This is a genomic window from Haloarcula ordinaria (genome assembly GCF_029338275.1).
GTDB classification, from domain to species: Archaea; Halobacteriota; Halobacteria; order Halobacteriales; family Haloarculaceae; genus Haloarcula; species Haloarcula ordinaria.
In genome coordinates this window covers 3079956-3104803 of record NZ_CP119789.1, presented here as the reverse complement: position 1 = coordinate 3104803, position 24848 = coordinate 3079956, and the positions used below count along the sequence as shown (strand labels likewise).

Below are 24848 nucleotides of genomic sequence, written 5' to 3'. Positions count from 1 at the left end.
TCGACGGCGGAATCAGGCCGTCTCCGCTTCGATAGCGTCCCGAATATCTCCCCAGACGCCGTCTGGGGCCTGTTCGCCGTCGATAGCGACGAAGCCCGCGTGGCCCTCGTAGTGGTCGATGACCGGTGCGGTGTTCTCGTCGAAGACGTCCAGGCGGTTGCGCACGGACGCCTCGTTGTCGTCGTCGCGCTGGATGAGGTCGCCGCCACACTCGTCACAGACGCCCGCCTCCTCGGGCGGGCTGAACTCGACGTGGAAGTTCGCGCCACAGTCGTCACAGACGCGGCGGCCGGTGAGCCGGTCGACCAGCTCCTCGCGGGAGACGTCGAGCGAGAGGACCACGTCCAGGTCGGTCATGCCCTCCAGTTCCTCTGCCTGCTCTATGTTCCGCGGGTAGCCGTCCAGCACGAAGCCGTCGGCCGAGTTCAGCGCCTCGTCGACGATGGCGTTGACAACGGCGTCCGGGACGAGGTCGCCCGCCTCCATGTACTCGCGGGGCGTGTCGTACTCCGTGTCCATGTCGCTGATGTCCATGTCCTTGTTCGCACGGAGCGCGTCGCCGGTCGTGACGTGCTCGACGCCGTACTCCTCAGCGATGTTCGCGCTCTGTGTCCCCTTGCCGGCCCCCGGCGGGCCCAGAATCAGGATTCGCGGATTCGACATAGTCGGCGGTTCTCGGGCGCCCGTTAAATGGTTGTCCAAACCGTGCTGTGGGCCGGGTCACGTTTGGGTTGCGGCCAGATTTTGTTCAGTCAAAAAGAATATCCGTGCTGTCTACAACTCTACGTGTGATGGGGTCCTCGCTGCTTCGACAGATGCTGGCGTTCGTCAACGGGTCCGAGGAGGAGACCGACGGCGCCGACGACGTCCCGGAACCGACAACGACTATCCTACGGACGTGTCCCGACTGTGAGAAGACGTTCATCGTCGAAGAGCGGGACGTCTGTCCCGACTGCGATACGGCGATGGACATCACGCCGAGCGAGCGCGACCTGGGCTTCTGGTAGCGCGCCCGCTCAGAAGATTTCCGCGCCGGGGCCGATGCGTGTCTGGTAGACGCGTGCGTCGACGCCGCGGTCGCCGAAGGCGTCGAGCATCGCGCTCGCGATGGGGCGCTGGGCGTCGTCGTGACACGCCGCGATGACTGCCGGCCCCGCGCCCGAGATGGTGACGCCGGTCGCGCCCGCCGCGAGCGCGGCCTCACGGACCTGCTCGTAGCCGTCGATGAGCTTCGCGCGGGCCGGGGTCACCACGCTGTCGTGCATCCCCCGGCCGACGAGCTCCGGGTCGTCGCGGTGCATCCCGGTCGTCAGCGTCGCCGCGTTCCCCACGGTCTCGACCAGTTGCTCGACGCGGGCGTGTTCGGGCACGACGCGCCGGGCGTCCCGCGTCGAGACGACGATGTCCGGCAGACAGGCCACCAGCGGGATGTCGGCGTCGACGTGCGTGACGCCCTCGGGCGTCGCGACGGTGAACCCGCCCATGATGGAGGGCGCGACGTTGTCGTCGTGGGCGTCGCCCGAGACGACGGCCTCGCCCTTCGCGGCGATGGGGACGAGTTCCTCGCGGGTGTGTCCGCGGTCGTACAGTTCGTTGAGACCGACGGCGGCCGCGGCGGCACTGGCGGCCGACGACCCGAGGCCCGAGGCCGGCCGGACGCCCTTGTCGATCTGGATGTGTGCGGGCGCCTCGAGCGCCTCCGCGACGGCCCCGACGGTGTTCTTCTCGGGGTCCTCCGGGATGAACTGGCTCCCCGCGCCCGTCACGTCGATAGTCGTCCGGTCTGCCTTCGTGAGGCGGACGACGTCCGCCGGCCGCTCCAGCGCGACGCCGAAGACGTCGAAGCCACTCCCGAGGTTCGCGCTGGTCGCAGGCGCCCGGACGGTCAGCATGCCTGCGAATTTTCCCAGTGAAGCCAAAAAGGTAGCGAACCGTCGAAGCGAGTCGTCGGCCCGGAAAGCACAAGGTAAATCCCCCGACGGGCGGTACGCCGTGGTATGATTGGCGTCGTCGGCGGCGGCATCGCCGGCCTCTCGGCGGCCTACCGGCTCCAGCAACACGGGCACGAGGTCCGCGTCTTCGAGGCCGGCGAGGACCTGGGCGGGCTGGCGGCCGTCTACGAGACGGCCGGTGACCCCGTCGAGAAGTTCTACCACCACCTCTCGAAATCAGAGGAGACCATCGTCGAACTGGCCGACGAGCTGGGCCTGGGCGGGGACGTCGAGTGGCGCGTCGGCGAGAACGCCTACTACGTCGACGGCGTCGTCCACCCGATGGACACCCCCTGGGAGATTCTGGCCTATCCGCATCTCTCGCTGTACGACACGTTCCGGCTGGGGATGCTCGTCCTCGACGTCGACGTGCGCGGTGGGGTCCCCTCCTTCGACAGCTACGAGCGCCTCGAGGACTACGAGGACGTACCCATCGAGGCGTTCGTCGTCGAGCACACCACGCGGCGGGTCTACGACAACTTCTTCGAACCGCTGCTCGACGCGAAGTTCGGCGACCGGAAGGACGACGTGAGCGCCGCCTGGCTGCTCGGCCGCGTGAAGTTCCGCGGCGAGCGCGACGTCCTGAACGGCGAGATTCTGGGCTACCTCGACGGCGGTTTCGGTCGCCTGCTCGACGCCTTGGTCGACGCTGTCGGGCGCGAGCACGTCGAGACGGGGACGCGGGTCACCGACCTCTCACTTGCGGACGGGCGAGTGACCGGCCTGACCGCCGCGGGGCCCGACGGGGCGACGACCCACGACGTCGACGGCGTCGTCGTCGCGGCGATGCCGAACGTTCTAGAGGACCTGACGGGCTATCCCTGTGACATCGACTTCCAGGGGACGGTGTGTTCGGTAGTCAGTATGGACGAGTCGCTGCTCGACACCTACTGGCTCAACATCGCCGACGAGGCACCATTCGGCGCGCTCATCGAGCACACGAACTTCGTCCCGCCCGAGCGCTACGGCGGCGAGCACCTGCTGTACGTCGCCCGCTACGTCCAGGACCCCTCGGAGGACGTCTGGCAGCAGGACGACGACGAAGTCCGCGAGACGTGGCTCTCGGGCATCGAGGACCTCTTCCCCGACTTCGACCGCGACGCTGTCAACTGGGTCCGGACGGCACGGAACCCCCGGACGGCCCCGGTGTACGAACGTGGGTACCTCGACATGGTGGTCCCCTACGACCTGCGTGACGAGGTGGCCGAGGGCGTCTACTACGCCGGGATGGCCTCCCGGGCCCAGTACCCCGAGCGGAGCCTCAACGGCGGTATCGTCGCGGGCTACGAGTGTGCCGACCGCATCGCCGAGCGAGCCTCCACGGACCGTGTCGCGGAGCAAGCGACCGGACCGCGCGAGTAGCGTCGAACTCCCACATTCTTTGTGCTGGCAGCCCACGTATCGCCAGATGCGTCGCCGGCCGTTCCTCGCCGTGGCCGCGGGTCTGTTCGCCGGGTGCGGGAGCATCGGGTCCCCAGCCAGCGAGCGCGACGGCGCGACGGTGACCCCGGCGCCGGTCCCGACCGACGAAGCGACGCCGGACGTCGGCCGGCAGCGCTTCGCCGACGAAGGCTGTCTCACCTTCGACCACCGGACCCACCGGACGGTCTGTTCACACACCCAGCCCCCCGACGCGAGTCTCCGGCTCACGCCGGACCGCGCGGTCGCGGCACTCGCCGGCGACCGGCTGGCCGAGCCGGTCCGGTTCACCCTCCAGTGGAGCGCGACGGGGTCGCTCTCGGTGTTCGCCGACAGCTGGTATCTCCTGCGGAAGACGGACGACGGGTGGGACAGCGTCGCGACGGCCACCGGGCAGACCCCGGGTCACCAGCTCCAACCCGGCGAGCGGTACTACTGGCTCCTGGATACGGTCGATCGTGCCACGAACGACCGAACGGAGCCTGTCGTCACAGACCTCGTTCCGGGGCGGTACGCGCTGGGCGTCCAGACGGTCGGGGCAGCCTCGGCCACCTACTCCGAGTGCCTCGCGCTGTTCGACGTCGTGGCGAGCGGCTGAACGCGGCGTCGGACCCATACCCCTGGAGTGCGTGGGCTGTCGTATGCGACGACGGGCCCTGCTCGCCTCGGTCGGTGCGACGCTCGGAGCGCTGGCCGGGTGTCCCGGTCGAACGACGCCCGAGCGTGCGCCCCCAGTCACGCCTGCACCGGTCCCCACGGACGACGACAGGGTGACACCACCGACGGCCTCGCCGACGCCCGCGCCGGTCTTCCAGTTCCCCTCGTCGCTCGGCTGTCCGTTGCTCCCCCGAGGAGCCGATGCGTACGTCTGCTCGCCGCGGGCCTACCCCGGCGATGTCGGCCTGTTCCCCGACCGGAGCCCCTTCGTGCTCGGGCCCGTCCGACGGCCCGACGACGCGCTCTCCTTCACGCTCAGGAACCGCTCGGCGACGCCCTTCGAGACGCGAACGGGCCGGTGGCTACTCGCCCGGAACGACGCCGACGGGTGGAACGTTCTCCTGGCGGGGCGGAGCGACACGAGACTGACGATCGGCGCCGACGAGGCGGTCACCTGGACGCTCGGCCTCGGTACGGAGGAGGGGACGCCACGACGGACGGTGACCGAAGAGGACGGGACCCGCGAGCAAGCCGGGACGGGTAGCGAGGCGGTGAACGGGACCGGTGGCGGCGCGGTCGACGGGACGGACGGCGACACCGCGAACGGGACCAGTGCCGACACCGCGACCGCGACCCCTGCTGGGCGGTCCGTCCGGCGTGCCGTCACCTTCGATACCGTGGAGGGGCGCTACTCGTTCGGCGTCCACGGTTTCCACGAGCGGGGGCGCCTCGTCGCGTTACAGGCTCCCTTCGTGCTGGACGTCCGTGGTGCAGAACGCTCCCGGTGACCCGGTCGGGACTCAGTCGCCGCGTGCGCTCTCGACGTCGTCGTCGACGACCGGCGACTCCGTGACGCTGACGTCCTCGGGCTCCTCGCCGCCGCCGACGACGACCTCCCCGTCCTCCGTCTCGACGTAGACGTCGTCGGCGAATCCGCCCTCGGCGTGCGGGTGCTCGGGGTCGTCGAGCTTCTCGGGCGTCGAGGGGGCCTCGGTGACGCCGTCGGCCGGCGCGAACGAGCCGAGCGGGGCGTCGATGGTGATGTCGTGGGTCTCGAAGAAGTCCGCGTAGCGCTCGAAGTGTGTCGCCAGTTCGTCCGTGGGAATCTCCATCATCTCCGTCCAGCCGTGGTTGTAGAAGTCGAAGTTGGCCTGGAGGTGGGTTATCTCGCGGGCCTCGGCCTCCGAGTAGTCGGCCTGGAGCGCCGCGACGTAGGTGTCCATCGTCGCGTCGAAGAAGTCGTCCAGGTGCTCGCGCCGCTCTTCCCGGCGGTCTTCGTCGGCCTTCCCGAGGAATATCTTGGTGTGGAGTTTCACGAGCCCGTAGTTGGCGACCGACCGGATGCCGGGGGTGGTCAGCGCCTTCTTGCTCGCCCAGTGGCGCGGGTTCTGGTGGAGCTTCATCTCGGACCGGTCAAGGGACTAGGTGGTCTTGAAATCCCCGACTCTCGACGCTGTCGGCCGCTGGCGGCCCACTATCGCAAACAATACACAGATAGCAATCCACATTAGGCCCTATCCACTACCGTCGTGCATGAGCACGTCGCACGTGATAATCGGAGATGGCATCGCGGGAGCGTCCGCGGCCGAGACAATCCGGGAGAAAGACCCGGATGCGTCGGTGACCGTCCTCACCGACGAGGGCGAGGCGCTGTACAACCGCATCCTCATCAAGGAGTTCGCGAAGGGCAAGCTCCCCGAGGCCCCCATCTCCATCCACGACCCCGAGTGGTACACCGACCGCGACATCGACCTGGAGCTCAACACGCACGTCACCGACATCGACGTCGACGCTCACGAGGTCAACACGCACACGGGCGACACCTACGAGTACGACAAGCTCCTCGTCGCCACCGGCGGCACGCCCGCCCAGCTCCCCGTCGAGAACTCCGACGCCGACGGCCTCCACCACTTCTGGACCTTCCAGGACGCCCGCGGTATCGCCGAGCACGCCGCCGACGCCGACCAGGGAATCATCGTCGGGGCCGGCCTGCTCGGCATCGACCTCGCGGCGGTCTGTGCCGCCCAGGGCATCGACGCGAAGTACCTGATGCGTGGCAACCGCTGGTGGCGCTACGCGCTCTCGGAGGACGGCGCCGAGATCATCCACGACGCCCTGCGCGAGAACGGCGTCGAACCGGTGTTCGACTCGGGCGTCGACCACTTCGAGGTCGACGACGACGGCCACGTCACCGGCGCGGTCGACCCCAACGGCGAGCAGTACGACGGCGAGTGGGCCGGCGTCGCCATCGGCCTCGACTTCAACACGGAGTTCCTGGCCGGGACCGACATCGAGCTCGACGACGGCGTCGTCGTCGACGAGTACATGCAGACCGGCGCCGAGGACGTCTACGCGGCCGGCGACATCACGCAGTTCTACGACACCATCCTGAACTCCCGCGCCCAGAACGGGGCCTGGGGGTCGGCGAAGGAGCAGGGCTCGGTCGCCGGCCAGAACATGGTCGCCGACGACGAGGCGAAGGAGTTCCGCTGGGTCTCCTCGTACTCGATTACGCACTTCGACTTCCCCTTCCTCTCCTTTGGCCACCCCGCCCGGGGCGACGACGAGGCCCAGCGCAAGTACTCCGACAGCGAGTGGCGCCGACTCGCCTTCGAGAACGGCCAGCTCATCGGCGGCGTCCTCATCGGCGACCTCTCCCAGCAGTCGAAGTTCAAGAAGCTCATCCGCGAGGAGCGCCTCGTGGCCGAGAAGAAGGAGATGCTCCTGGAGAAGGATGTCGACCTCGAGGCCGTGAAGGAAGCCGCGCCCGCGACCGCGGAGTAACCGCCCGGACCGTCGCCACTGTTTTTCCCCTCCCGCCCGTAGCTCACGTATGCTCCGTTCGCTCCTCGAACGCCTGCGGGGTCGCCGTCCCGACGAGGGCGACGATCCGGACGCCGACGACGAAGACGACGGCGGCTTCGTTCGGTCCGTTCTCGACGCCTCGGTCCTGACCGGCCACGGCGGCGGCAATCCAGAGGCAGAGCGGGAACTGGCCGCCGTCCAGCGGGAGGCGGCGATGCTCGAGCGAGAAGACCGCGACCGCGACTGACACGCACCCGAGAACGACGCCCTTTTTTCTACCGGTCCCGCTCTCCGTCATATGGACGGCGGCAGCGGCGACATGACCCTCGCGTTCGACTTAGACGCCCTCAAGCAGCTGGCCTATCCCGACAGCGTGTTCACCGACGCGCGCCAGTGGTCCGAGTACGTCGGCGTCATCTCCGAACAGCCCACCTACGTGGTGACGAACTTCACGCGCAAACACCGCATCCGTCAGGACTTCTTCTCGGGCCCGCGGGGCCGCGAGGAGAGTCTGACCAACGTCAAAGAGCAGTTCGACACCGACCGACACGTGTTCGTCGGCACCGACGACGAGGACGCCGACCTCGCGGCGGCCGTCGACTGGGAGTTCCTGTCCGTCACCGACGCGGCCGAGGCCGCTGGATGGGAACTGGGCGAACCCGAGGCGCCCGCGGCGACGGACAACGAAGACGAACAGCGCGACGACTGGCCCTGACCGTCGCGGAACGGTTCAGCCAGATTTATCTCGGTGACCTGCGGCAACTGGGGTATGGCTCTCCGAGTCGGCGCCGCGCTCGCGGACGGCCTTGACGCCCTCCTGAGCGAGCGGGGCGCACTCGTTCTCGCCGCGTTCCTCGTCTACAGTCTCCTCAACACTGTCCTGCTACAGTCGGCGTCGACCGCTATCGATCGGTCGCTCGCGACCGTGGTTCCCGACGCGGCACAGACGCCACAGTCCGTGGCCGGGCAGTCACCGCTCGCGCTCGACGTGTCGCTCGGCGTCGTCCTCGCGTTGCTCCTCGTCATGTTCGCAGTCGGCGAGGCTCTCAGAATCCTCGCCATCCGGACGTTCGCGAGCGACTCCGACGCACTGCTCGGAGCCGAGGTCACCGCCGACCTGGGGCCGACGGTGGTAACGGGGGTGGCCGCCGCAGTACTGACGACGGTCGCCATCGCGCTCGGGTCGCTGCTCTTTGTCGTCCCCGGCCTCGTCCTCTCGCTGCTCTTTTTCTTCGTCCGGCAGGAGGTCGCGCTGAACGACAGCGGCGTCATGGAGGCGGTTCGCGGGAGCATCGATCTGGTCTTCGAGAACGCCGTCCCGATACTCGCGCTCGCCGTGGTCCTGTTCGTCCTGGGGGTGGTCGTGACGCTCCCGCTGCAGGTCGTTGGGATTCCATGGCCGCCGGTCTTCACCACGCTGGTGACGACGGCGTTCTCGCAGGTCGTGACCGTCTTCGGTATCGCCGTCGTGACGAGCGCCTACCAGCGGGTCGCGTCGGGGCGTAGCGTCGCCGTCACCAGGTCAATCGAGGAGACGTTCTGACCCGCGCCGGACGGTATCGCGGCCTTTAACCACGCGACGGCCCAACCCTCGCCAATGGCAGAACCGCGCGTGCCCGGCGGCCGCGAGTCCGAACTCGAACTGCCGTGTGGCGAGGTCATCGACACCCACGACGACCTCCACATGGGTATCCGCGAGTTCGACTGCGACTGTGGGGGGACCCACGCCGTCGTGCTGGACGCCCATCCGCTGGCCCGTTTCGTCCCCGAGTTCTTAGAGGACGTGCTCACGGAGACCATCGAACCGGCCGACGACCACGAGCAGTTCACGATGGCCCACCTGATGGGCGTCGTCATCGAGGAGTTCCCCGACCAGGTCGCCGTGGCCGACGCGGCCGAGGACGGCGCCGTGGGCTTCGCGCTGGCCTGGGTGACCGACTTCGACTCCAGGCGACTCCACGAGGTCGTCGTCGAGCTCCTGGTCGAACTGATGGAACACGCCGTCAGCCACGCCGAGGACGACGCGGTGATGAGCGAGTTCGAGAAGCAGATGCTCCAGTTCGACGTCGCGGCGTTCGTCGACCAGTACCGCCGCGAGCGGAACTTCGACGACCGCCACGACACCGCCGTCTGACCGCCGACGGTTTCAGACGCTTGTCATATTCGTATGACACGGCGTAGCAGGTCGCCGTCTGGTGATTTGGCCGAAACCGCCGTACGACGGTTGTCTGACGGTGTTATATGGTGGATGAGGTCCTGAACACGTGTATGGCCATACGTCACGGCGAGTTCGAGCGCATCCGGTCAGTGCTCGAAGACGCCGACGCGGATGAGCCCATGACCGCCCGGGAGATCCTCGAAGTGCTCGCGGAACACGACGTGGAGTTCGACAGCGCACACCGGGTGGCGACCGTCCTCGGTCGCCGGGCACAGACCGACGAGGTGGAGGTCATCCAGGGGCAACCCTATCGCTACCGGTTCACCGACACCTGATCGGGTGGCAGGACCGGGTGTGAGTGGCACCCGTGTGACGGAGCCACATTACGATATTCGAAATCGGGCTTCGAGACTCGTATCATTTCGCCGGGCTTATTACGATGTGTAGACTCCGGTCGGGTAATGACAGCCGAGGAAGACCGCACAATCCTGCTCATCGGCAGTGGCCCCATCAAGATCGGACAGGCAGCCGAGTTCGACTACTCCGGTGCGCAGGCCTGCCGGGCGCTCCAGGAGGAAGGCGCTCGCGTCGTCCTGGTGAACTCGAACCCGGCGACCATCATGACAGACCCGGAGATGGCCGACAAGGTGTACCTCGAACCCATCAACACCGAGGCCATCAGCGAAATCATCCGCAAGGAACAGCCCGACGGCGTCATCGCCGGCCTGGGCGGCCAGACCGGCCTCAACGTCACCGCCGAACTCGCCGAGGAGGGCGTCTTAGAGGAACACGACGTCGAGGTGATGGGCACGCCGCTCGACACCATCTACGCGACGGAGGACCGCGACCTGTTCCGCCAGCGCATGGAGTCCATCGGCGAGCCCGTCCCCGCGTCGACGACCATCTCGCTCGACGAGGGCGAGTCGGTCACGGACTTCGACGAGGACGCGTTCCGCCAGCGCGTCGAGGACGCCGTCGACGAGGTCGGCGGCCTCCCCGTCATCGCCCGGACGACCTACACGCTCGGTGGCTCCGGGTCGGGCGTCGTCCACGAGTTCGAGAAGCTCGTCGACCGCGTGCGCAAGGGGCTTCGCCTCTCGCGTAACAGCGAGGTCCTCATCACCGAATCAATCGAGGGCTGGGTCGAACTCGAGTACGAGGTGATGCGCGACGCCGACGACTCGTGTATCATCATCTGCAACATGGAGAACATCGACCCGATGGGCATCCACACCGGGGAGTCGACGGTCGTCACGCCCTCGCAGGTCATCCCCGACGAGGCCCACCAGGAGATGCGCAACTCCGCGCTGAAGGTCATCCGCGAGCTCGGCATCCAGGGCGGCTGTAACATCCAGCACGCCTGGCGCGACGACGGCACGCCCGGCGGCGAGTACCGCGTCGTCGAGGTCAACCCCCGCGTCTCCCGCTCCTCGGCGCTGGCCTCGAAGGCGACCGGCTACCCCATCGCCCGCGTGACCGCGAAGGTCGCGATGGGCAAGCGCCTCCACGAGATCGAGAACGAGATTACCGGCGAGACCACCGCCGCGTTCGAGCCGGCCATCGACTACGTCGTCACGAAGGTCCCGCGCTGGCCCAAGGACAAGTTCCGCGACGTCGACTTCGAGCTCACGACGGCGATGAAGTCGACGGGCGAGGCGATGGCCATCGGGCGGACCTTCCCCGAGAGCCTGCTGAAGGCGCTCCGCTCCTCCGAGTACGGCCCAGCCGTCGACTGGAACGAGGTCGACGACGACGAACTCGAGACGGAGTATCTCGTCAAGCCGACGCCGGACCGTCCGTACGCTATCTTCGAGGCGTTCGCCCGCGGCTACACCGTCGAGGAGGTCGTCGAACTCACCGACATCGAGGAGTGGTACATCGAGCGGTTCGAGCAAGTCGCCGACGCCGCCGAGGCCGCACAGCACGGCGACTTCGAGACGGCCGCGCAGGCCGGCTTCACCGACCAGGAGATAACCGCGCTCGCGGGCGGCGAGTTCAACGACACGCACGCCTCCTGGCTCCCCGCCGTCGACGGTTCCGACGACGAGGCCGTCGAGGCAGCGACTGACGGCGCCGGGGTGACCGTCGACGCAGTCGAGACGGACACCACCGACCGCGACTTCAAACTGGTCGACACCTGCGCCGGCGAGTTCAGGGCGACGACGCCGTACTACTACTCGACGCGCGACCCGGTCTCGGGTATCGACCGTGACGAGCTGATGGTCGACCGCGACCTGGAGAGCGTCGTCGTCGTCGGCGGCGGCCCCATCCGCATCGGGCAAGGCGTCGAGTTCGACTACTGTTCCGTTCACGCGGTGCAGGCACTGGAGGAGGTCGGCATCGACGCCCACGTCGTCAACAACAACCCCGAGACGGTGTCGACGGACTACGACACCTCCGACGGGCTGTTCTTCGAACCCGTCACCGCCGAGGAGGTCGCCGACGTCATCGAGGCGACGGAGGCCGACGGCGTGATGGTCCAGTTCGGCGGCCAGACGTCCGTCGACATCGGTCACCCGTTAGAGCAGGAACTCCAGCGTCGCGGCCTCGACTGTGCAGTCATGGGGACCTCCGTCGACGCGATGGACCTCGCCGAAGACCGCGACCGCTTCAACAAGCTGATGGACGAGCTCGGCATCGCCCAGGCCGAGGGTGGCACCGCCACCTCCGAGGATGAAGCGCTCGAACTCGCTCACGACATCGGCTACCCGGTGCTCGTCCGCCCCTCCTACGTGCTGGGCGGTCGCGCGATGGACGTCGTCTACAACGACGACGACCTGCAGACCTACATCGAGGAAGCCGTCCGCGTCTCGCCGGACAAGCCCATCCTCGTCGACGAGTTCCTGGCCGACGCCGTGGAACTGGACGTCGACGCAGTGGCCGACGAGGACGACGTCCTCATCGGCGGCGTGATGGAGCACGTCGAGACGGCCGGGGTCCACTCCGGCGACTCGGCCTGCATGATTCCGCCACGTTCACAGGAGATCAAGGACGTCATGCCGCGCATCCGCGAGGTCACCGAGGACATCGCCGACGCGCTGGACACGGTCGGCCTGCTGAACGTCCAGCTGGCGGTGCGCGACGGCGAGGTGTACGTCCTCGAAGCGAACCCGCGCTCCTCACGGACCGTCCCGTTCATCTCGAAGACCACCGGCGTCCCGATTGCGAAACTCGCAGCGAAGGTGATGGCCGGTGCGACCCTCGAAGAGCTGGACGTCGAGGAGCAGATTCCCGAACAGGTCTCGGTCAAGGAGGTCGTGCTCCCGTTCGACCGTCTGCCGGGCTCCGACCCGCGTCTCGGGCCGGAGATGAAGTCGACTGGTGAGGTCATGGGCACCGCCGGCTCCTTCGGCAAGGCCTACCAGAAAGCACAGATGTGCGTCGGCAAACCCATCCCACTCGACGGGACGGCGCTGGTCGACCTCCCCGTGCTGGGCTACGAGGAGCACTTCGAGGTCCAGGACCTCGAGGACTACGCGGACGTCGACGCCGTCGTCGACGCCATCGAGAACGACGAGATCGACCTCGTCGCCTCGCGCAACCGCGACGTGCTCGAGGCCTGCGTCGAGAACACGGTGACGTACTTCTCGACCATCGAGAGCGCCGAGGCCGCGCTGGAGGCCATCAACTCCAACGACCAGCCCCTCGCGGTCCAGGCCATCAGCGAGCGCCCGAAGACCACCCGTCAGTGGGGCGCCGACTGAGAGCGGCTCCCGTCGCGGCCGCGGACTGCCCACGGCGAGAAATACCAGAAGACCTTTTGTATTCAAGTCCTCCGTTGTAAACCAATCATTGCCAGGGGTCCAACTCGGCACGCTGGCCGTCGGAAGCGGGATGGTCGCGGGCGTGGGGGCGCTCGGCCTCGCCGGCTACCTCTATCGCCACCGCAGTAGCCCTGGTGTTCGCTGGTTCCTGCTGTCGTTTCTCGGTGTTGCACTCTGGTGTCTCGCCTACAGCTCGGGACTGCTCGTTTTCGACCGCTCCCTGCGCGTCCACCTAGAGGCGCTGTGGCTCGTCGGGTCCGTGTGGACCGGACCGCTGTTCCTCCTGTTCGCGCTGCGGTACACCGGCCGAGCCGTGACCGCCGAGACCTGGCAGCCGGCGGTACTGCTCTCGGTCCCCGCGGCCGCCAGTGAGCTCCTGTTGACCCACCCGTACCACGACCTGCTCTGGGCGAACGCTCGGGTCGTTCCGACGTGGGGGCTGGCCGGCCTGGCCTACGAACCGACGGCCGTGCTGTACGTCCCGATGGTCTTCGGACTGGTCGCTGCCGGCGTCGGCGTCCTCCTGCTCGTCGAGACAGTCGTGAACTACGGCCGCCTCTACCAGAGCGAGGCGACCGCCGTCGCGCTCAGCACGGTCCCGCCGTCGGTCGGGTTCGTCGCCTGGCTCCTCGGCCTCGGTCCGGTCCCCTAGCTCAACCTCGCCCCGGCACTGTTCGTGTTCCACGTCGTCCTCGACGCCTACGCGTTCGTCGGGAGCAACATGTTCGTGACGAGTCCGACGACGAAGCGTGCGGCCGAGCGCTCCGTCATCGACGACATCGGGAACCCGGTCATCGTCCTCGACACCACGGACCGCGTCGTGAGCATCAACACCGCCGCCGCAGACGCATTCGAGCTCGACCCCGACTCGGGACTGTGGGTGCCCCTGGCCGACCTCTTCGAGGACGACATCGATACCGACGCCGACCGCCAGCACGTCACGGTCACCGTCGACGGCCGCGACCGGGAGTTCGTCGTGGTCGTCTCCGCGCTGACCGACCCGGCCGACGTCACTGTCGGCCGCACGCTTGTGTTCAACGACGTCACCCGGGAACGCGAACGCGAGCAGCGCCTGGACGTCCTCAACCGCGTCATCCGACACAACCTCCGCAACGAGATGACCGTCATCCAGGGCCACGCGGAGGTCATCGCCGACCGGAGCGACGACGAGCAGATCACGTCGTCGGCGGCGTCGGTTCTGGACAGCGGCGACCGCCTGCTCGCCACCGGTGAGAAGGCCCGGGAGTTCGAACGCCTGCGGGAGCGGGAGGTCCGTGTGGACCGGGTCGACATCACCCGACTGCTCACCCGGCTCGTCGAGGACTTCGAGGTGGAGCACCCCGACGCGACCATCGACCTCGACGTACCGACCGACCCGGTCACCGTCGAGACGGACGACCGCATCCTCTCACTCGTCGTCTCCGGCCTGCTCGAGAACGCGCTCGTTCACGCCGACCCGGAGCCACACGTGCGCGTCTCGCTGAGCGCCGTGACCGACGGGTCGGCGACCGGCGAAATCAGGATCAGGGACGACGGCCCGGGTATCTCGGCCTCGGAACTCCAGCCGATTCTCAACGGCCGTGAGACCGCACTGGAGCACGGCACCGGTATCGGGCTCTGGATCGTCAGCTGGGGGCTGTCGATACTGGGCGGGGACATCGAGCTGACCTCCGACGACGAGGGGACCGAAGCGCGGGTACGACTGTGACCGGCCACCGGGGCCCTCGAATCGCCCTCGGTTCGCGCTCGGTCCCCCCGTCGGTGCCTTCGTAGTCCTCGGCTAGTCCGGGGAGCGCCAGGGCCAAACAATTACCCGGCGTACCGGCGTAGCCCGAGTATGAAGTTCGCAGTGTTCGGTGCCGGTGGCATCGGCGGCTATCTGGGGGCCCGCCTCGCCGACGCGGGCCACGAGGTCCACCTGATTGCGCGCGGCGACCACCTGTCGGCGCTCAAGGTCGACGGCCTGCGACTCGAGAGCGGTCTCGGCGACACTACAGTGGATTGCCCAGCGACCGACGACCCCGCCGACGTTGGAGTCTGTGACTACGTCCTCGTCTGCGTGAAGGCTCAGGACACCCGCGAGGCCGCGACGCAGCTCGACCCGTTGCTTGGCGCGGACACCGCCGTCGTCTCCCTGCAGAACGGCGTCGACAACGAGCAGTGGCTCGCCGAGGCGATCGGCGAATCACACGTCGTCGGCGGCGTCTCGTACATCTTCTCGACTATCGGCTCGCCCGGCGTCATCGAGCACACCGGCGGCCCGGCCCGGTTCGTCTACGGCGAACTCGACGGCGCACGGACCGACCGAATCCAGGCGCTGGACACGGCCCTCGGCGAGTGCGAGGGGGTCGACGCCGTCCTCGCTGACGACATCACCGTCGAGCTGTGGCGCAAGTTCGCGTTCATCTGCGCACACTCCGGGATGACGGCCGCAACTCGCCTCCCCCTGGGAGACATCCGCGAGACAGATGCTTCGTGGACGATGTACCGTCGCATCGTCGAAGAGGTCTGTGCGGTCGCGCGCGCCGAGGGCGTCGACCTGCCCGAGGCAACCACAGAGGAGTGGATGAGATTCGCCCAGGACCTGGATTCGGACGCCTACTCGTCGCTGCACTACGACCTGACTCACGAGAAGCCCCTGGAACTCGAAGCGCTCAACGCGGCAGTGGTCGACCACGCCGAGGCGGTCGACGTCGAGGTGCCGATGAACGAGGCCGTCACCGCAGTACTCGCTCCGTGGGCCGAGCGCTTCGACGACGGCTGACGGTTCCGCTCGCCCGTGGTCGAGGCGACCGTCAGCCGCTGTCGACGTCGCTGCTGGACCCTACGAAGCCGAACACTGATTTAAGACGTTTACAATTACTCCCGATTTGGAACTATATCCTCGCTTTAGCGGCGGTTTTTCTGATAATCATCGTACACAAGCGACGAAAAACGTTCCATCTCCGAAATAATGATGATGGCGGAGCGAGTTCCAGCGGCATGGACCGTGTCACGGACGGACGCACTATCGGGTTCGAGGGACGATGACCGACCGACGGGTCGTCGATAGGGCGTTCACGCTGGCCGAGATGGCGCCGCATCGCTCGGTGACGATGGACCTTCTCGCCGGGCGGGAGGGGCGGTTCTCCGAATCGCCGCCGCTGAACGAACCGCCGATTACGTACCTCGAACAGACCGAGGCGCCGGCCTACATTCTGACGAACCGCAAGCGAGGTATCGGGCTCGGAACCAAGCGAAATACGGTGTCGCCCGACGGCGAGTACCACACGCTCGTTCTCGTTACGGGTCGGCGCACGCTCTGTCTCGTCGGACAGGACTCGGGCGACGAGGTGATCGAGGTGCCACACGACACGGTCGCCGCGACCGAGTACAAGACCGGCCTCCGCGCGAACCGGCTGGTCCTCCGGACGCCGCGAAAGGAGTACCACTGCTGGGTCCACCGCAAGACGGACGCGACGCTCCTCGACCAGACGACGTCGTTCATCGAAGCCCGACAGCAGGACACGCCCCGAACCAACGACGGGGACGACGGTGCCAGCCGCGTGATGTATCGCGGGAATCCCGTGGCGACGGCTGCGAGTGCGGACAGCGACGCGACGGACGACGACGAAGCGACGGACGGGGCCGCAGACGAAGAGTTCACGGTGATGTACCGGGGGAATCCGGTCGACAAGTCCGACTGACCGCTGGGTCACCCGTCGGTCGCATCACTCGCTGCTCGCGGGTCGCTTTGCTCCCCGCTCGCGACCGCCGAGGCCTCTCACTACGTTCGAGTCCTCGCTATTCCTCCACGGCTCGTTTCACTCGCAGTTCCGGTTCGAGGACCCCCGGTCGCTTCGCTCCCTCGGCTCCTCGCTACTGCCCTGTCATCCCGAGCACGTCGTCGAAGAAGCCCAGCGAGTCGTGCGGGCCGGGATGTGCCTCGGGGTGGTACTGACGCGTGATGATGTTCAGGTCGTCGTTCTCCAGCCCCTCGGGCGTGTCGTCGTTGACGTTGACCTGCGTCACGTCGAGTTTGTCGCCGGGGTCGGCGACGGTGTAGCCGTGGTTCTGGGTCGTCATCACGACCTTGTTCGAGCGGAGGTCGCGCACCGGCTGGTTGACGCCGCGGTGGCCGAATTCCATCTTCTCGGTCTGGCCACCCAGCGCGTTCGCGACGACCTGCTGGCCCAGACAGATGCCGGCCAGCGGAACCTCGCCGACGTACTTCTCGACGAGCTCGCCGGCTTCCTCGAAGTTCTTCGGGTCGCCGGGGCCGTTCGAGACGAACAGGAGGTCGGGGTCGATGGCCTCGACGTCGGCCTCGGTCGCGTCGTGGGGGAGGACGTGGACGACGGCGTCGCGCTCGACCAGCGACTCGATGATAGAGCCCTTCGCGCCGCAGTCGACGAGCGCGACGGTCGCGCCGTCGCCGTCCTCGTTCTTGACTTCGACGTCCTGCACGGAGACCTGCGCGCCGATCTCGGTGTGGTCGGACATGTGCTTGCACTCGCGCAGTTCCGCGAGCGCGTCTTCAGGGGTCGCGTCCGGACCGGCCGCGATACCACACTTCATCGCCCCCTCGTCGCGAATCTCGGTGACGATGTCGCGCGTGTCGAGATGGTCGACGGCGGGGACGCCCTCGCTCTCGAGCCACTCGGCGACGTCGTCCGTGAACTCGCGTGCGACCGCGCCGCGCGGGTGGACGCGGTCGGACTCGAAGCGTTCCTCTCGGACGCCGTAGTTCCCGATGAGCGGGTACGAGAACGTGAGGATCTGCTCCTCGTAGGAGGGGTCGGTCAGACTCTCCTCGTAGCCGGTGTAGGCGGTCGTGAACACCACTTCGCCGCGGGCCGTCCCTGGCGAGCGAGCACGGGCCTCGATGACGCGCTCACCCTCCAGTGCTACGTATGCGTCAGCCATTACGAGAAGCGTATACTATGTTGACTCATAAGGGTTGCTTTCGAAGTCGAGTTACGAATTTCGTAATCCTCAAGTCGGGGGGCTGGGTAGGTTCCAATCTCGATGGACGACCTCGATAGCCAGATACTCTCGATACTCCGCCGGGACGCCCGAACCCCCTACACGGAGATCGCCGACGAGGTGGGGACCTCGGAGGGGACCGTGCGCAACCGCGTCGAGAGTCTCGTCGACGACGGCGTCATCGAACGGTTCACCGTGGCGACGAGCACGGGCAACGTCAAGGCGATGATAGAGGTCGGCGTCGACGTCGACGTCGACACGGCTGCCGTCACCGACCACATCGCCGAGTGGCCCGCCGTCGACTTCGTCTGGCAGGTCTCGGGCGAGCAGGACATCGTCGTCGTCGTCGACGCCGCCGACACGGGCGCGGTCAACGACCTCATCACGCAGGCGCGGGAGCTGGAGGAGGTCGTGAGTACGAAGACGAGGCTCATTCTGGACGAGCGAGTCGGCTGAGCGGCAGCGAAGCGACTCGCGGATTCGGGGATTGAGATAATCTTAGACGAGTGCGTCGGACGACTGCGGCGGCACTGCCGCCCAGCCGTTATCGCAACTTCCAGAGCAGCGACCGGAGCTTGTAGGTCAGCGACCCCGTCTGGTAGCCGTTCCACCCGCTCATCCCGCCACGGAGCGTCGCCGCGTCGTACCCGTGCTCGTCGAGCAGTGCCGTCGCTCGTTTCGCGACGACGCCCATCTTACACACGACGACGACGTCCCTGTCGGCCGGGACCTCGTCCAGGCGCTCACGGAGTGCCGCTTCGTCCCCACGTCGCAGGTCGCCGTAGACCGGAATATTGTGGCTCCCCTCGATCGCTCGCTCGCTGAAGGCCGTCGACGGTCTGATGTCGAGGACGAACGGCTCCTCCCCCGACGACGGCCCGAGCCGGCGCTCCAGTTCGTCTGGATGGACGAAGCTCATTGGTCGAATATTGGCTTCGAAGAACAAAACTGCGGTGTTTCGTGTGCACGTGCCACCAGTACGTTGCCGAGTCAGGGTCGTGGTTAATTGATGGACTCGGGGCTTTCTGGCTGTGTACTCCCGACAACTCACACCTAAACACTGTCGAGCCAAAGGGCCGAAAATATATACCCACAGTACTGAACATCGAGTATGACCGTCCGCTTTCGGCGACTGCTGGCGGCGACGACGGCGCTGACGTTCGCGCTCATCCTGCTGGGCGTCTACACCGGCGCCGTCGGTGCTGGACTGACCTGCGCGGGTCGGTGGCCGTTCTGTGACGGGTGGCTCGGCCTCTTTCCCGCCAACTGGATGAGCTTCATCGAGTGGTTCCACCGATTCGTGGCGATGATCACCGGCTTCCTCATCCTCGGGTCGACTGTCGGGGCCTGGCGCGGGTCGTACTCCAAGCGGGTGAAGTACGCCACGGGCATCGCACTGGCCGTCCTGCCGGTCCAGGTGCTGCTCGGTGCGAACACCATCTTCAACTTCGGCGCGGTCGCACAGGTCCTGCACCACGCCGCGGCACTGACGATTCTGACGGCCCTCGTCGCCGGGACGGCCTGGGCCTACACCGACACGGGGACCGACGCCGAGAGCGTCCGGACCGAGACGAGCGCGCCCGCCAGCGCCGACGACTGAGGCGCGGTCGCCAATTCGGCCAGGTTCGTAACACATATTCGGGCCCTCGCCATCATTGGGAGTATGTCAGAGTCCAACCTTTCACGTAGGAAGTACCTCGCCTCCGTCGGCGGGACGGCAGTAGCGCTCTCTGTCGCTGGCTGTTCCGGCGGCGGTGGGGGTAGTTCACAGACCATCACGGCCGGTACCGCACCCGGCTTCCCGCCGTTCGAGATGAAGGAGGGCGGCGAACTCGTCGGCTTCGACATCGACCTGCTGGAGGCCGTGGTCAACGAGACGGACTACGAGTTCGAGGGCTGGGAGGAGTTCGAGTTCGACTCGCTCATCCCCGCGCTCACGAACAACAACATCGACGTCATCGCCGCCGGGATGACCATCAACGACGAGCGCGACCAGACCATCGACTTCAGCGACCCGTACTACTCCTCCGACCAGGCCATCGTCGTCCGGGCGGACGGCGACTTCTCGCCCGGCGCGCTCGGGGACCTGAGCGACCGACCCATCGGTGCCCAGAAGGGGACGACCGGCGAGGGCGTCGTCCAGGACGAGCTCGTCGGCGACGTGATTACCGAGAACCAGTACAACGCGTACGACAACTACGTGCTGGCCATCCAGGACTTAGAGAACGGCAACGTCGACGCCGTCGTCATCGACGTCCCGGTCGCCGAGACGTTCGCCGCCAACCGCCCCGTCGAGGTGGCGTTCACCTACGAGACCGGCGAACAGTTCGGCTTCGGCGTCCGCACGGACGACGACGCCCGTCAGTCCGCCCTCAACGACGGGCTGGCGGCGGTCCGCGAGAGCGGGACGTACCAGGAACTGACCGGCGAGTGGTTCGGCCAGTAACGCCATGCTCCAGGCTGGTGACTGGGCGTTCGTCTTCGGGAACTTCGACTACCTGCTTGCAGGTGCGGGCATCACCGTCGGCCTGACCCTGACCAGTCTGTTGCTTGGCTTCCTCGCTGGATTCCCGGCGGGAGCGCTCGAAGTGTACGGCGATGGCATCTTAGAGCGGGTGGTCAGCACGAGTGGCGTTATCCTTCGCGGGACGCCTATTGTCGTCATCATGCTCGTCCTCTTCTTCGTCGTCTCAATCTCGCAGTCGGCGTTCGTCACGGCCACGGTCGGGCTGGGCCTCCGGAGCGCGGCCTACCAGTCACAGATCTTCCGCGGCGCGCTCCAGAGCGTCGACGAGGGGCAGATGGAGGCGGCCCGGTCGGTGGGTCTGAGCCGGTTCGAGTCCATCCGCTACGTCGTCGTCCCACAGGCGCTTCGCCGGAGCATGCCGGGTTTTCAAAACGAGTTCACCATCGTCCTGAAAGACACCAGCATCGCGTTCGCCATCGGCCTCGCCGAGCTGCTGACCCGGGGGAACGACCTGTTCACTCAGAGCGGTCGGTCGACGGCCGTCCTGGAGGTGTTCCTGACCATCAGCGCCATCTACTTCGTGCTGACCTTCGCCACGAACCGCGGGCTGGACCGGCTGTCGGACTACTACGCGATTCCCTCCGGTGATTCCGCATGACACTGCTACGAGTCGAGGACGTCTACAAGTCCTACGGCGACGAGGAGGTACTGAAAGGCGTCAGCTTCGGGATGGACCAGGGGGACGTCGACGTCCTTATGGGCCCCAGCGGCAGCGGGAAGTCGACGATGCTGCGCTGTATCAACCGGCTGACCGAGATCGACAGCGGCGACATCTGGCTCGACGACCGGCCGGTGTACGGCCCCGAGACGGACGTCAACGAGCTCCGGCAGGACGTCGGGATGGTGTTCCAGGACTTCAACCTCTTTGCCCACCTCACGGCCGCCGAGAACATCACGCTCGGGCTGAAACGGGTGCTCGGCGTCCCGAAGGCCGAAGCCGAGGCGCGGGCGATGGAACATCTAGAACAGGTCGGCCTCGCCGCGCAAGCGGAATCGTACCCGGCCGAGCTCTCCGGCGGGCAACAGCAGCGCGTCGGCATCGCTCGCGCGCTCGCGATGGAACCCAAACTGATGCTGTTCGACGAACCGACCAGCGCGCTGGACCCGGAACTCGTCGGCGAGGTGGTCGCGGTGATGCGTGACCTCGCCGAACGGGGGATGACGATGCTCGTCGTCAGCCACGAGATGGGCTTCGCCCGCTCGGCCGCCGACGACATCCACTTCCTCGACAACGGCACCGTCGTCGAGTCCGGGCCGCCGGAACAGCTGTTCGAGAACCCCGAACACGACCGGACCGAGGCGTTCCTCACCGGACTACAGGCAGAACACGACCGATGAGCACCGACGAGCCGTCTGTCGCCGACGAGGTCCGGACGACCGTCACCGTCGACACCGACCAGCCGTGGGCTCTCATCGGTATTGCGGCGTTCTGGGGCTGGCTCGTCGCACGCTGGGTCAACGACTTCTTCCTCCCCGAGCGCCTGGCCGTGCCCAGAGACCAGTCGTTCTTCCCCGTCGCACCGTTCGAGGCCATCAGGGAGTCGCTGCTCTCGACGGCCGCGTCGCTGGGGCTGCTGGGCGCGCCCCTCGAGTTCGCCGCCGGCCTCGTCTCCTTCGTCGTCGGGTCGATTCCGTCGCTGCCGGCGCTCGCCCGTGGCGCGTGGCTCACTATCGTCCTCACCGTCGGCGGTATCGCGCTCGGCTTCGTCCTCGCGGTGCCGCTGTCGGTGGCCCGGGTCTACGGCGGCCGGGGCCTCCGCTGGCTCTCGCTTTCCTACACCGAGCTCATCCGCGGGACGCCGCTGCTCGCGCAGCTGTTCGTACTCTACTTCGGGCTGCCGCTGACCCAGATCATCCGGGAGGTGCCCGGCGTCGGCGTCGGCTACGTCCCGGGGACGGCCGCCTGGGTGGCCATCATCGGCTTCACGCTCAACAGCGCCGCCTACCAGGCCGAGTACATCCGCTCGGCGCTGGAGTCGGTCGACGTCGGCCAGCTGACCGCCGCGCGGGCCATCGGGCTCTCGAAGGTCGACGGCATCCGCTACGTTGTCCTCCCGCAGGGCCTTCGCTACGCCATCCCCGGCTGGTCGAACGAGCTGGTCTACCTCATCAAGTACTCCTCGCTCGCGGCGTTCATCACGGTCCGCGAGCTGTTCTTCCAGGCCGAATCCATCGCCAACGACACGTTCCGCTACACCGAGCTGTACATCCTCGCAGCGCTGTTCTACCTGGCGCTGGTCATCTCCGCGTCCGTCCTGATGAACGGGGTGGAGACGCGGACCGCGCTCCCCGGGCTCGGCGGGAAGCGACAGGCCTGAGACGGGGCGCCGCGGTCACATGAAATCGGAGAGGCCGGACTGCTGGTCGTCGTCCTCGGCTTTCGCTTCTTTCGACGGCTCCTCGTCTGTGGCGTCCGCGTCCTCGCTGTCCTCTCCGATCAGCGTCGCCTGCTGGTCGCCCGTCGACTCGCTGCCTTCGGGTTCGTCGGCCGCGCTGTCGTCCTCGTCCGGTCCCGTCGCGCTCGCGCCCTCGAACGCGCCGCCGGAGTGTTCGACGGCCGCGTCCGCCGTTCGTGCCTCGGCGTCCTCGACGATGGACTGGACCTTGTTGGTGTCCTTGCCCGACCCGGTGACGTAGGCGACGTGGTCTGCGTCCAGGTCGTATGCGGCGGCCATCGCCACCGTCAGCTCGCGGTTCCGGCAGTGGTGCGTCATCGTCGAGAGGAAGGGCATAATCTCGCGACGCGCGGTTCGCATCGAGACGCCGTCGACGACGGCGATCTGCTGAGCGATGTAATCGCGGGTGTTCCGCGCCCCCTTCGAGCGCCCGAGCTTCGACCAGTAACTCGGCGGGCCGTAGCGGGTCCAGCCACCCTTGGTCCCATCGCGGGCGGCGGCGACGCCGGCCGTCATCGCGTCGCCCGCGTAACGCCAGAACGAGTAGTTCTGCGTCTCGCGGACCCGCCCGAGCCACTGGTCGGCGTTCGAGAGGGCGGCGTAGGCGCGGGCGAGTTCGGCCCCCTCGTAGTCCTTGGGCATGTTGTCCTCGATCCAGTTGATGAGGTCGTCAGGTGTCTCGTCGACGTCGTAACTGGCCTTCAGCGCCGTCTCTGCGTCGGCCTCTTTCAGTACGACGTCGAGGTACTCGAAGATGCCCTCGGTCGTGTCGCGCTCGCCGGTCACCACGTCCTCGACGGTGAGCCGCTCGGTCGTCTCTGCCAGCGCCTGGAGGTCCTTGACCGCGCCCCGGAGGTCGCCGGCGTTCTGGTCGGCGATTTTCTGCAGCGCGTCGGATTGGTACTCGATGTCCTCCTTCCGGCAGATATCCCTGAGGACGGGGACGATAGAGCGCGGCGAGACGTCGCGGAACTCGATGTCGCGGCAGGCGTTCCGGAGGCCGTTGGACATGTCGTAGAACTCGTTGGCGATGAGCACCATCGGCTGGCTGGCCTCCTTGACCAGTGCCGTCACGGCACGCGCCCCGCCGCGGTCGGCGTTGCCGTGGATGTTGTCGGCCTCGTCCATGATGACCAGGCGCCGTCCTTTCCCCCCGCCGGTGAGCGTCCCGGACTTCGCCGCCTCGCCGGCGACCCGCTCGATGACGTCCTTCGTCCGCGAGTCGCTCGCGTTGAGCTCGATTGTCGGCCAGCCCAGGTCCGACGCCAGCGCGTGGGCGGCAGAGGTCTTACCCACACCCGGCGAGCCGTGGAGGATGACCGCCTTCCGGTGGTCGTCCCACGTCCGGGCCCACTCCTCGAAGGCGTCCCGGGCCTTGTCGTTGCCCCGGACCTCCGAGAGGGTTGTCGGGCGGTACTTCTCCGTCCAGTCGGTCATTGGCGTGGGTTGGTCGGGGGTGCGTTTAGGGGTTGTGGAGGGACACGCCACGAGCGCGGTCGCGGGTTCAGCAGTCGGTCGGCCAGAAGGCACTTTCCACCGGAGCGACTCGACGGACTTGCCAATGAACGATACACGCCGTCGCCTCGCAGCCGGCGCTGTCGCCGGCCTCGTGGCGTTCGTCCTCGCGTACGTGTTCGTCTACGCCCTCACCATCTCGACCGTCCAGGAATCGCTGTTGACCGGGCTCGTGGAGGCCTTCGGCGACGAGAACGCGGCCTGGAAGGTCGTCGGCTGGATATTCTTCAACGCACAGTTCGTCACGACGACGGTCACCGTCGACGTGCCGCTGCTGGGCGGTACCGAGGCGGTGAACTTCATCACCGAGTCCGATTCGCTGTCGGCGGTGCTGTACGTGATCCCACCGGCGCTCCTGACCGCGGCGGGACTGGCCATCGCGCGCCTGAGCGGTGTGACCGACGTCGGCGACGCGCTCAGAGCCGGTCCTGCCGTCGCGCTGGGCTATCTCCCGGCCACCGTGATTGGCGCGCTCCTGTTCACCGTCAGCGTCGGCCAGAACAGCGGCGGGTCGCCGACGCTCCTGACGGCCGTTGTGCTGGCCGGTCTCGTCTACCCGCTGGTGTTCGGTAGCCTCGGTGCAGTCGTCGGGGCCGCGCTGGTCGAGTGACTGACGGGCGACCGTTTTTGTACCAGGACGGGACCAGCGCG

General features: G+C 67.3%; 28 protein-coding genes. 22 read left to right on the top strand and 6 right to left on the bottom strand.

Features of this window, described 5'->3' with window-relative positions; translation table 11 throughout:
* Positions 1-12: 12 nt before the first annotated feature.
* Entirely contained in the window at positions 13-663 is a 651-nt protein-coding gene (locus P1L41_RS16330) for an adenylate kinase (protein ID WP_276296781.1), read from the bottom strand.
* Between the two features lie 128 nt (positions 664-791).
* Between P1L41_RS16330 and P1L41_RS16325 the strand changes: the two genes are divergently transcribed.
* Positions 792-1007 carry a hypothetical protein gene (locus tag P1L41_RS16325; protein WP_276296780.1) on the top strand — a complete coding sequence of 72 codons (216 nt, stop codon included), beginning with the start codon at positions 792-794 and terminating at the stop codon, positions 1005-1007.
* Positions 1008-1016: 9 nt separating this feature from the next.
* On the opposite strand, the gene P1L41_RS16320 is transcribed toward P1L41_RS16325, so the two are convergent.
* On the bottom strand, positions 1017-1892 hold the full coding sequence (locus tag P1L41_RS16320; protein ID WP_276296779.1) for a homoserine kinase: 876 nt from the start codon (positions 1890-1892) through the stop codon (positions 1017-1019).
* A gap of 105 nt (positions 1893-1997) precedes the next feature.
* On the opposite strand from P1L41_RS16320, the gene P1L41_RS16315 reads away from it, so the two are divergent.
* The 3 genes from P1L41_RS16315 to P1L41_RS16305 are packed head-to-tail and all read left to right on the top strand — an operon-like array spanning position 1998 to position 4855.
* On the top strand, positions 1998-3353 hold the full coding sequence (locus P1L41_RS16315) for an NAD(P)/FAD-dependent oxidoreductase (protein WP_276296778.1): 1356 nt from the start codon (positions 1998-2000) through the stop codon (positions 3351-3353).
* A 46-nt stretch (positions 3354-3399) separates the two neighbouring features.
* On the top strand, positions 3400-4008 hold the full coding sequence (locus P1L41_RS16310; protein WP_276296777.1) for a hypothetical protein: 609 nt from the start codon (positions 3400-3402) through the stop codon (positions 4006-4008).
* 43 nt (positions 4009-4051) lie between these two features.
* Entirely contained in the window at positions 4052-4855 is an 804-nt protein-coding gene (locus P1L41_RS16305) for a hypothetical protein (protein ID WP_276296776.1), read from the top strand.
* Positions 4856-4867: 12 nt separating this feature from the next.
* On the opposite strand, the gene P1L41_RS16300 is transcribed toward P1L41_RS16305, so the two are convergent.
* Complete coding sequence (locus tag P1L41_RS16300; protein ID WP_276296775.1) at positions 4868-5470, bottom strand: DUF6149 family protein; 603 nt, start codon at positions 5468-5470, stop codon at positions 4868-4870.
* Between the two features lie 130 nt (positions 5471-5600).
* Between P1L41_RS16300 and P1L41_RS16295 the strand changes: the two genes are divergently transcribed.
* The 11 genes from P1L41_RS16295 to P1L41_RS16245 all read left to right on the top strand — a co-directional run bounded on the left by P1L41_RS16295 (position 5601) and on the right by P1L41_RS16245 (position 16480).
* On the top strand, positions 5601-6851 hold the full coding sequence (locus tag P1L41_RS16295; protein WP_276296774.1) for an NAD(P)/FAD-dependent oxidoreductase: 1251 nt from the start codon (positions 5601-5603) through the stop codon (positions 6849-6851).
* 49 nt (positions 6852-6900) lie between these two features.
* Complete coding sequence (locus P1L41_RS16290; protein WP_276296773.1) at positions 6901-7119, top strand: hypothetical protein; 219 nt, start codon at positions 6901-6903, stop codon at positions 7117-7119.
* Between the two features lie 51 nt (positions 7120-7170).
* Positions 7171-7587: a DUF7124 domain-containing protein gene (locus tag P1L41_RS16285; protein WP_276296772.1), complete on the top strand. Its 417-nt coding sequence runs from the start codon at positions 7171-7173 to the stop codon at positions 7585-7587.
* 54 nt (positions 7588-7641) lie between these two features.
* Complete coding sequence (locus tag P1L41_RS16280) at positions 7642-8415, top strand: DUF7847 domain-containing protein (protein WP_276296771.1); 774 nt, start codon at positions 7642-7644, stop codon at positions 8413-8415.
* A gap of 54 nt (positions 8416-8469) precedes the next feature.
* Positions 8470-9006, top strand: a complete 537-nt coding sequence (locus P1L41_RS16275) for a DUF5815 family protein (RefSeq protein ID WP_276296770.1) — start codon at positions 8470-8472, stop codon at positions 9004-9006.
* A 134-nt stretch (positions 9007-9140) separates the two neighbouring features.
* Complete coding sequence (locus tag P1L41_RS16270; protein WP_276296769.1) at positions 9141-9365, top strand: hypothetical protein; 225 nt, start codon at positions 9141-9143, stop codon at positions 9363-9365.
* 126 nt (positions 9366-9491) lie between these two features.
* Positions 9492-12734, top strand: a complete 3243-nt coding sequence (gene carB / locus P1L41_RS16265; RefSeq protein WP_276296768.1) for a carbamoyl-phosphate synthase large subunit — start codon at positions 9492-9494, stop codon at positions 12732-12734.
* A gap of 88 nt (positions 12735-12822) precedes the next feature.
* Positions 12823-13446, top strand: coding sequence for a histidine kinase N-terminal 7TM domain-containing protein (locus P1L41_RS16260; protein WP_276296767.1), 624 nt, complete (start codon positions 12823-12825; stop codon positions 13444-13446).
* Between the two features lie 24 nt (positions 13447-13470).
* On the top strand, positions 13471-14502 hold the full coding sequence (locus P1L41_RS16255) for an ATP-binding protein (protein ID WP_276296766.1): 1032 nt from the start codon (positions 13471-13473) through the stop codon (positions 14500-14502).
* A 129-nt stretch (positions 14503-14631) separates the two neighbouring features.
* Positions 14632-15558 carry a ketopantoate reductase family protein gene (locus P1L41_RS16250; RefSeq protein ID WP_276296765.1) on the top strand — a complete coding sequence of 309 codons (927 nt, stop codon included), beginning with the start codon at positions 14632-14634 and terminating at the stop codon, positions 15556-15558.
* A gap of 262 nt (positions 15559-15820) precedes the next feature.
* Positions 15821-16480: a hypothetical protein gene (locus P1L41_RS16245; RefSeq protein ID WP_276296764.1), complete on the top strand. Its 660-nt coding sequence runs from the start codon at positions 15821-15823 to the stop codon at positions 16478-16480.
* A gap of 172 nt (positions 16481-16652) precedes the next feature.
* On the opposite strand, the gene carA is transcribed toward P1L41_RS16245, so the two are convergent.
* Entirely contained in the window at positions 16653-17699 is a 1047-nt protein-coding gene (gene carA, locus P1L41_RS16240) for a glutamine-hydrolyzing carbamoyl-phosphate synthase small subunit (RefSeq protein WP_276296763.1), read from the bottom strand.
* A gap of 102 nt (positions 17700-17801) precedes the next feature.
* On the opposite strand from carA, the gene P1L41_RS16235 reads away from it, so the two are divergent.
* Positions 17802-18215, top strand: a complete 414-nt coding sequence (locus P1L41_RS16235; protein ID WP_276296762.1) for an Lrp/AsnC family transcriptional regulator — start codon at positions 17802-17804, stop codon at positions 18213-18215.
* Between the two features lie 88 nt (positions 18216-18303).
* Here P1L41_RS16235 and P1L41_RS16230 read toward each other — a convergent pair whose 3' ends face one another.
* The gene (locus P1L41_RS16230) at positions 18304-18678 is read right to left on the bottom strand and encodes a rhodanese-like domain-containing protein (protein WP_276296761.1); all 375 of its coding nucleotides are present in this window, start codon (positions 18676-18678) and stop codon (positions 18304-18306) included.
* Between the two features lie 192 nt (positions 18679-18870).
* On the opposite strand from P1L41_RS16230, the gene P1L41_RS16225 reads away from it, so the two are divergent.
* The 5 genes from P1L41_RS16225 to P1L41_RS16205 all read left to right on the top strand — a co-directional run bounded on the left by P1L41_RS16225 (position 18871) and on the right by P1L41_RS16205 (position 22604).
* Positions 18871-19359 (top strand): COX15/CtaA family protein, encoded by a 489-nt coding sequence (locus tag P1L41_RS16225; protein ID WP_276296760.1) that lies wholly within the window; start codon positions 18871-18873, stop codon positions 19357-19359.
* A gap of 63 nt (positions 19360-19422) precedes the next feature.
* Positions 19423-20205: a basic amino acid ABC transporter substrate-binding protein gene (locus P1L41_RS16220; RefSeq protein ID WP_276296759.1), complete on the top strand. Its 783-nt coding sequence runs from the start codon at positions 19423-19425 to the stop codon at positions 20203-20205.
* A gap of 4 nt (positions 20206-20209) precedes the next feature.
* Entirely contained in the window at positions 20210-20884 is a 675-nt protein-coding gene (locus P1L41_RS16215; protein WP_276296758.1) for an amino acid ABC transporter permease, read from the top strand.
* Positions 20881-21624, top strand: a complete 744-nt coding sequence (locus tag P1L41_RS16210; protein WP_276296757.1) for an amino acid ABC transporter ATP-binding protein — start codon at positions 20881-20883, stop codon at positions 21622-21624. Before P1L41_RS16215 ends, P1L41_RS16210 begins: the two co-directional genes overlap by 4 nt.
* Positions 21621-22604, top strand: a complete 984-nt coding sequence (locus P1L41_RS16205) for an amino acid ABC transporter permease (protein ID WP_276296756.1) — start codon at positions 21621-21623, stop codon at positions 22602-22604. The genes P1L41_RS16210 and P1L41_RS16205 overlap by 4 nt, the downstream gene beginning before the upstream one ends.
* Positions 22605-22619: 15 nt before the next feature.
* Here the strand turns inward: P1L41_RS16205 and P1L41_RS16200 are convergent, their stop codons facing one another.
* On the bottom strand, positions 22620-24119 hold the full coding sequence (locus P1L41_RS16200; RefSeq protein WP_276296755.1) for a replication factor C large subunit: 1500 nt from the start codon (positions 24117-24119) through the stop codon (positions 22620-22622).
* Between the two features lie 124 nt (positions 24120-24243).
* Here P1L41_RS16200 and P1L41_RS16195 point away from each other — a divergent pair, with 124 nt between their 5' ends.
* On the top strand, positions 24244-24807 hold the full coding sequence (locus P1L41_RS16195; RefSeq protein WP_276296754.1) for a DUF7978 family protein: 564 nt from the start codon (positions 24244-24246) through the stop codon (positions 24805-24807).
* Positions 24808-24848: the final 41 nt, after the last annotated feature.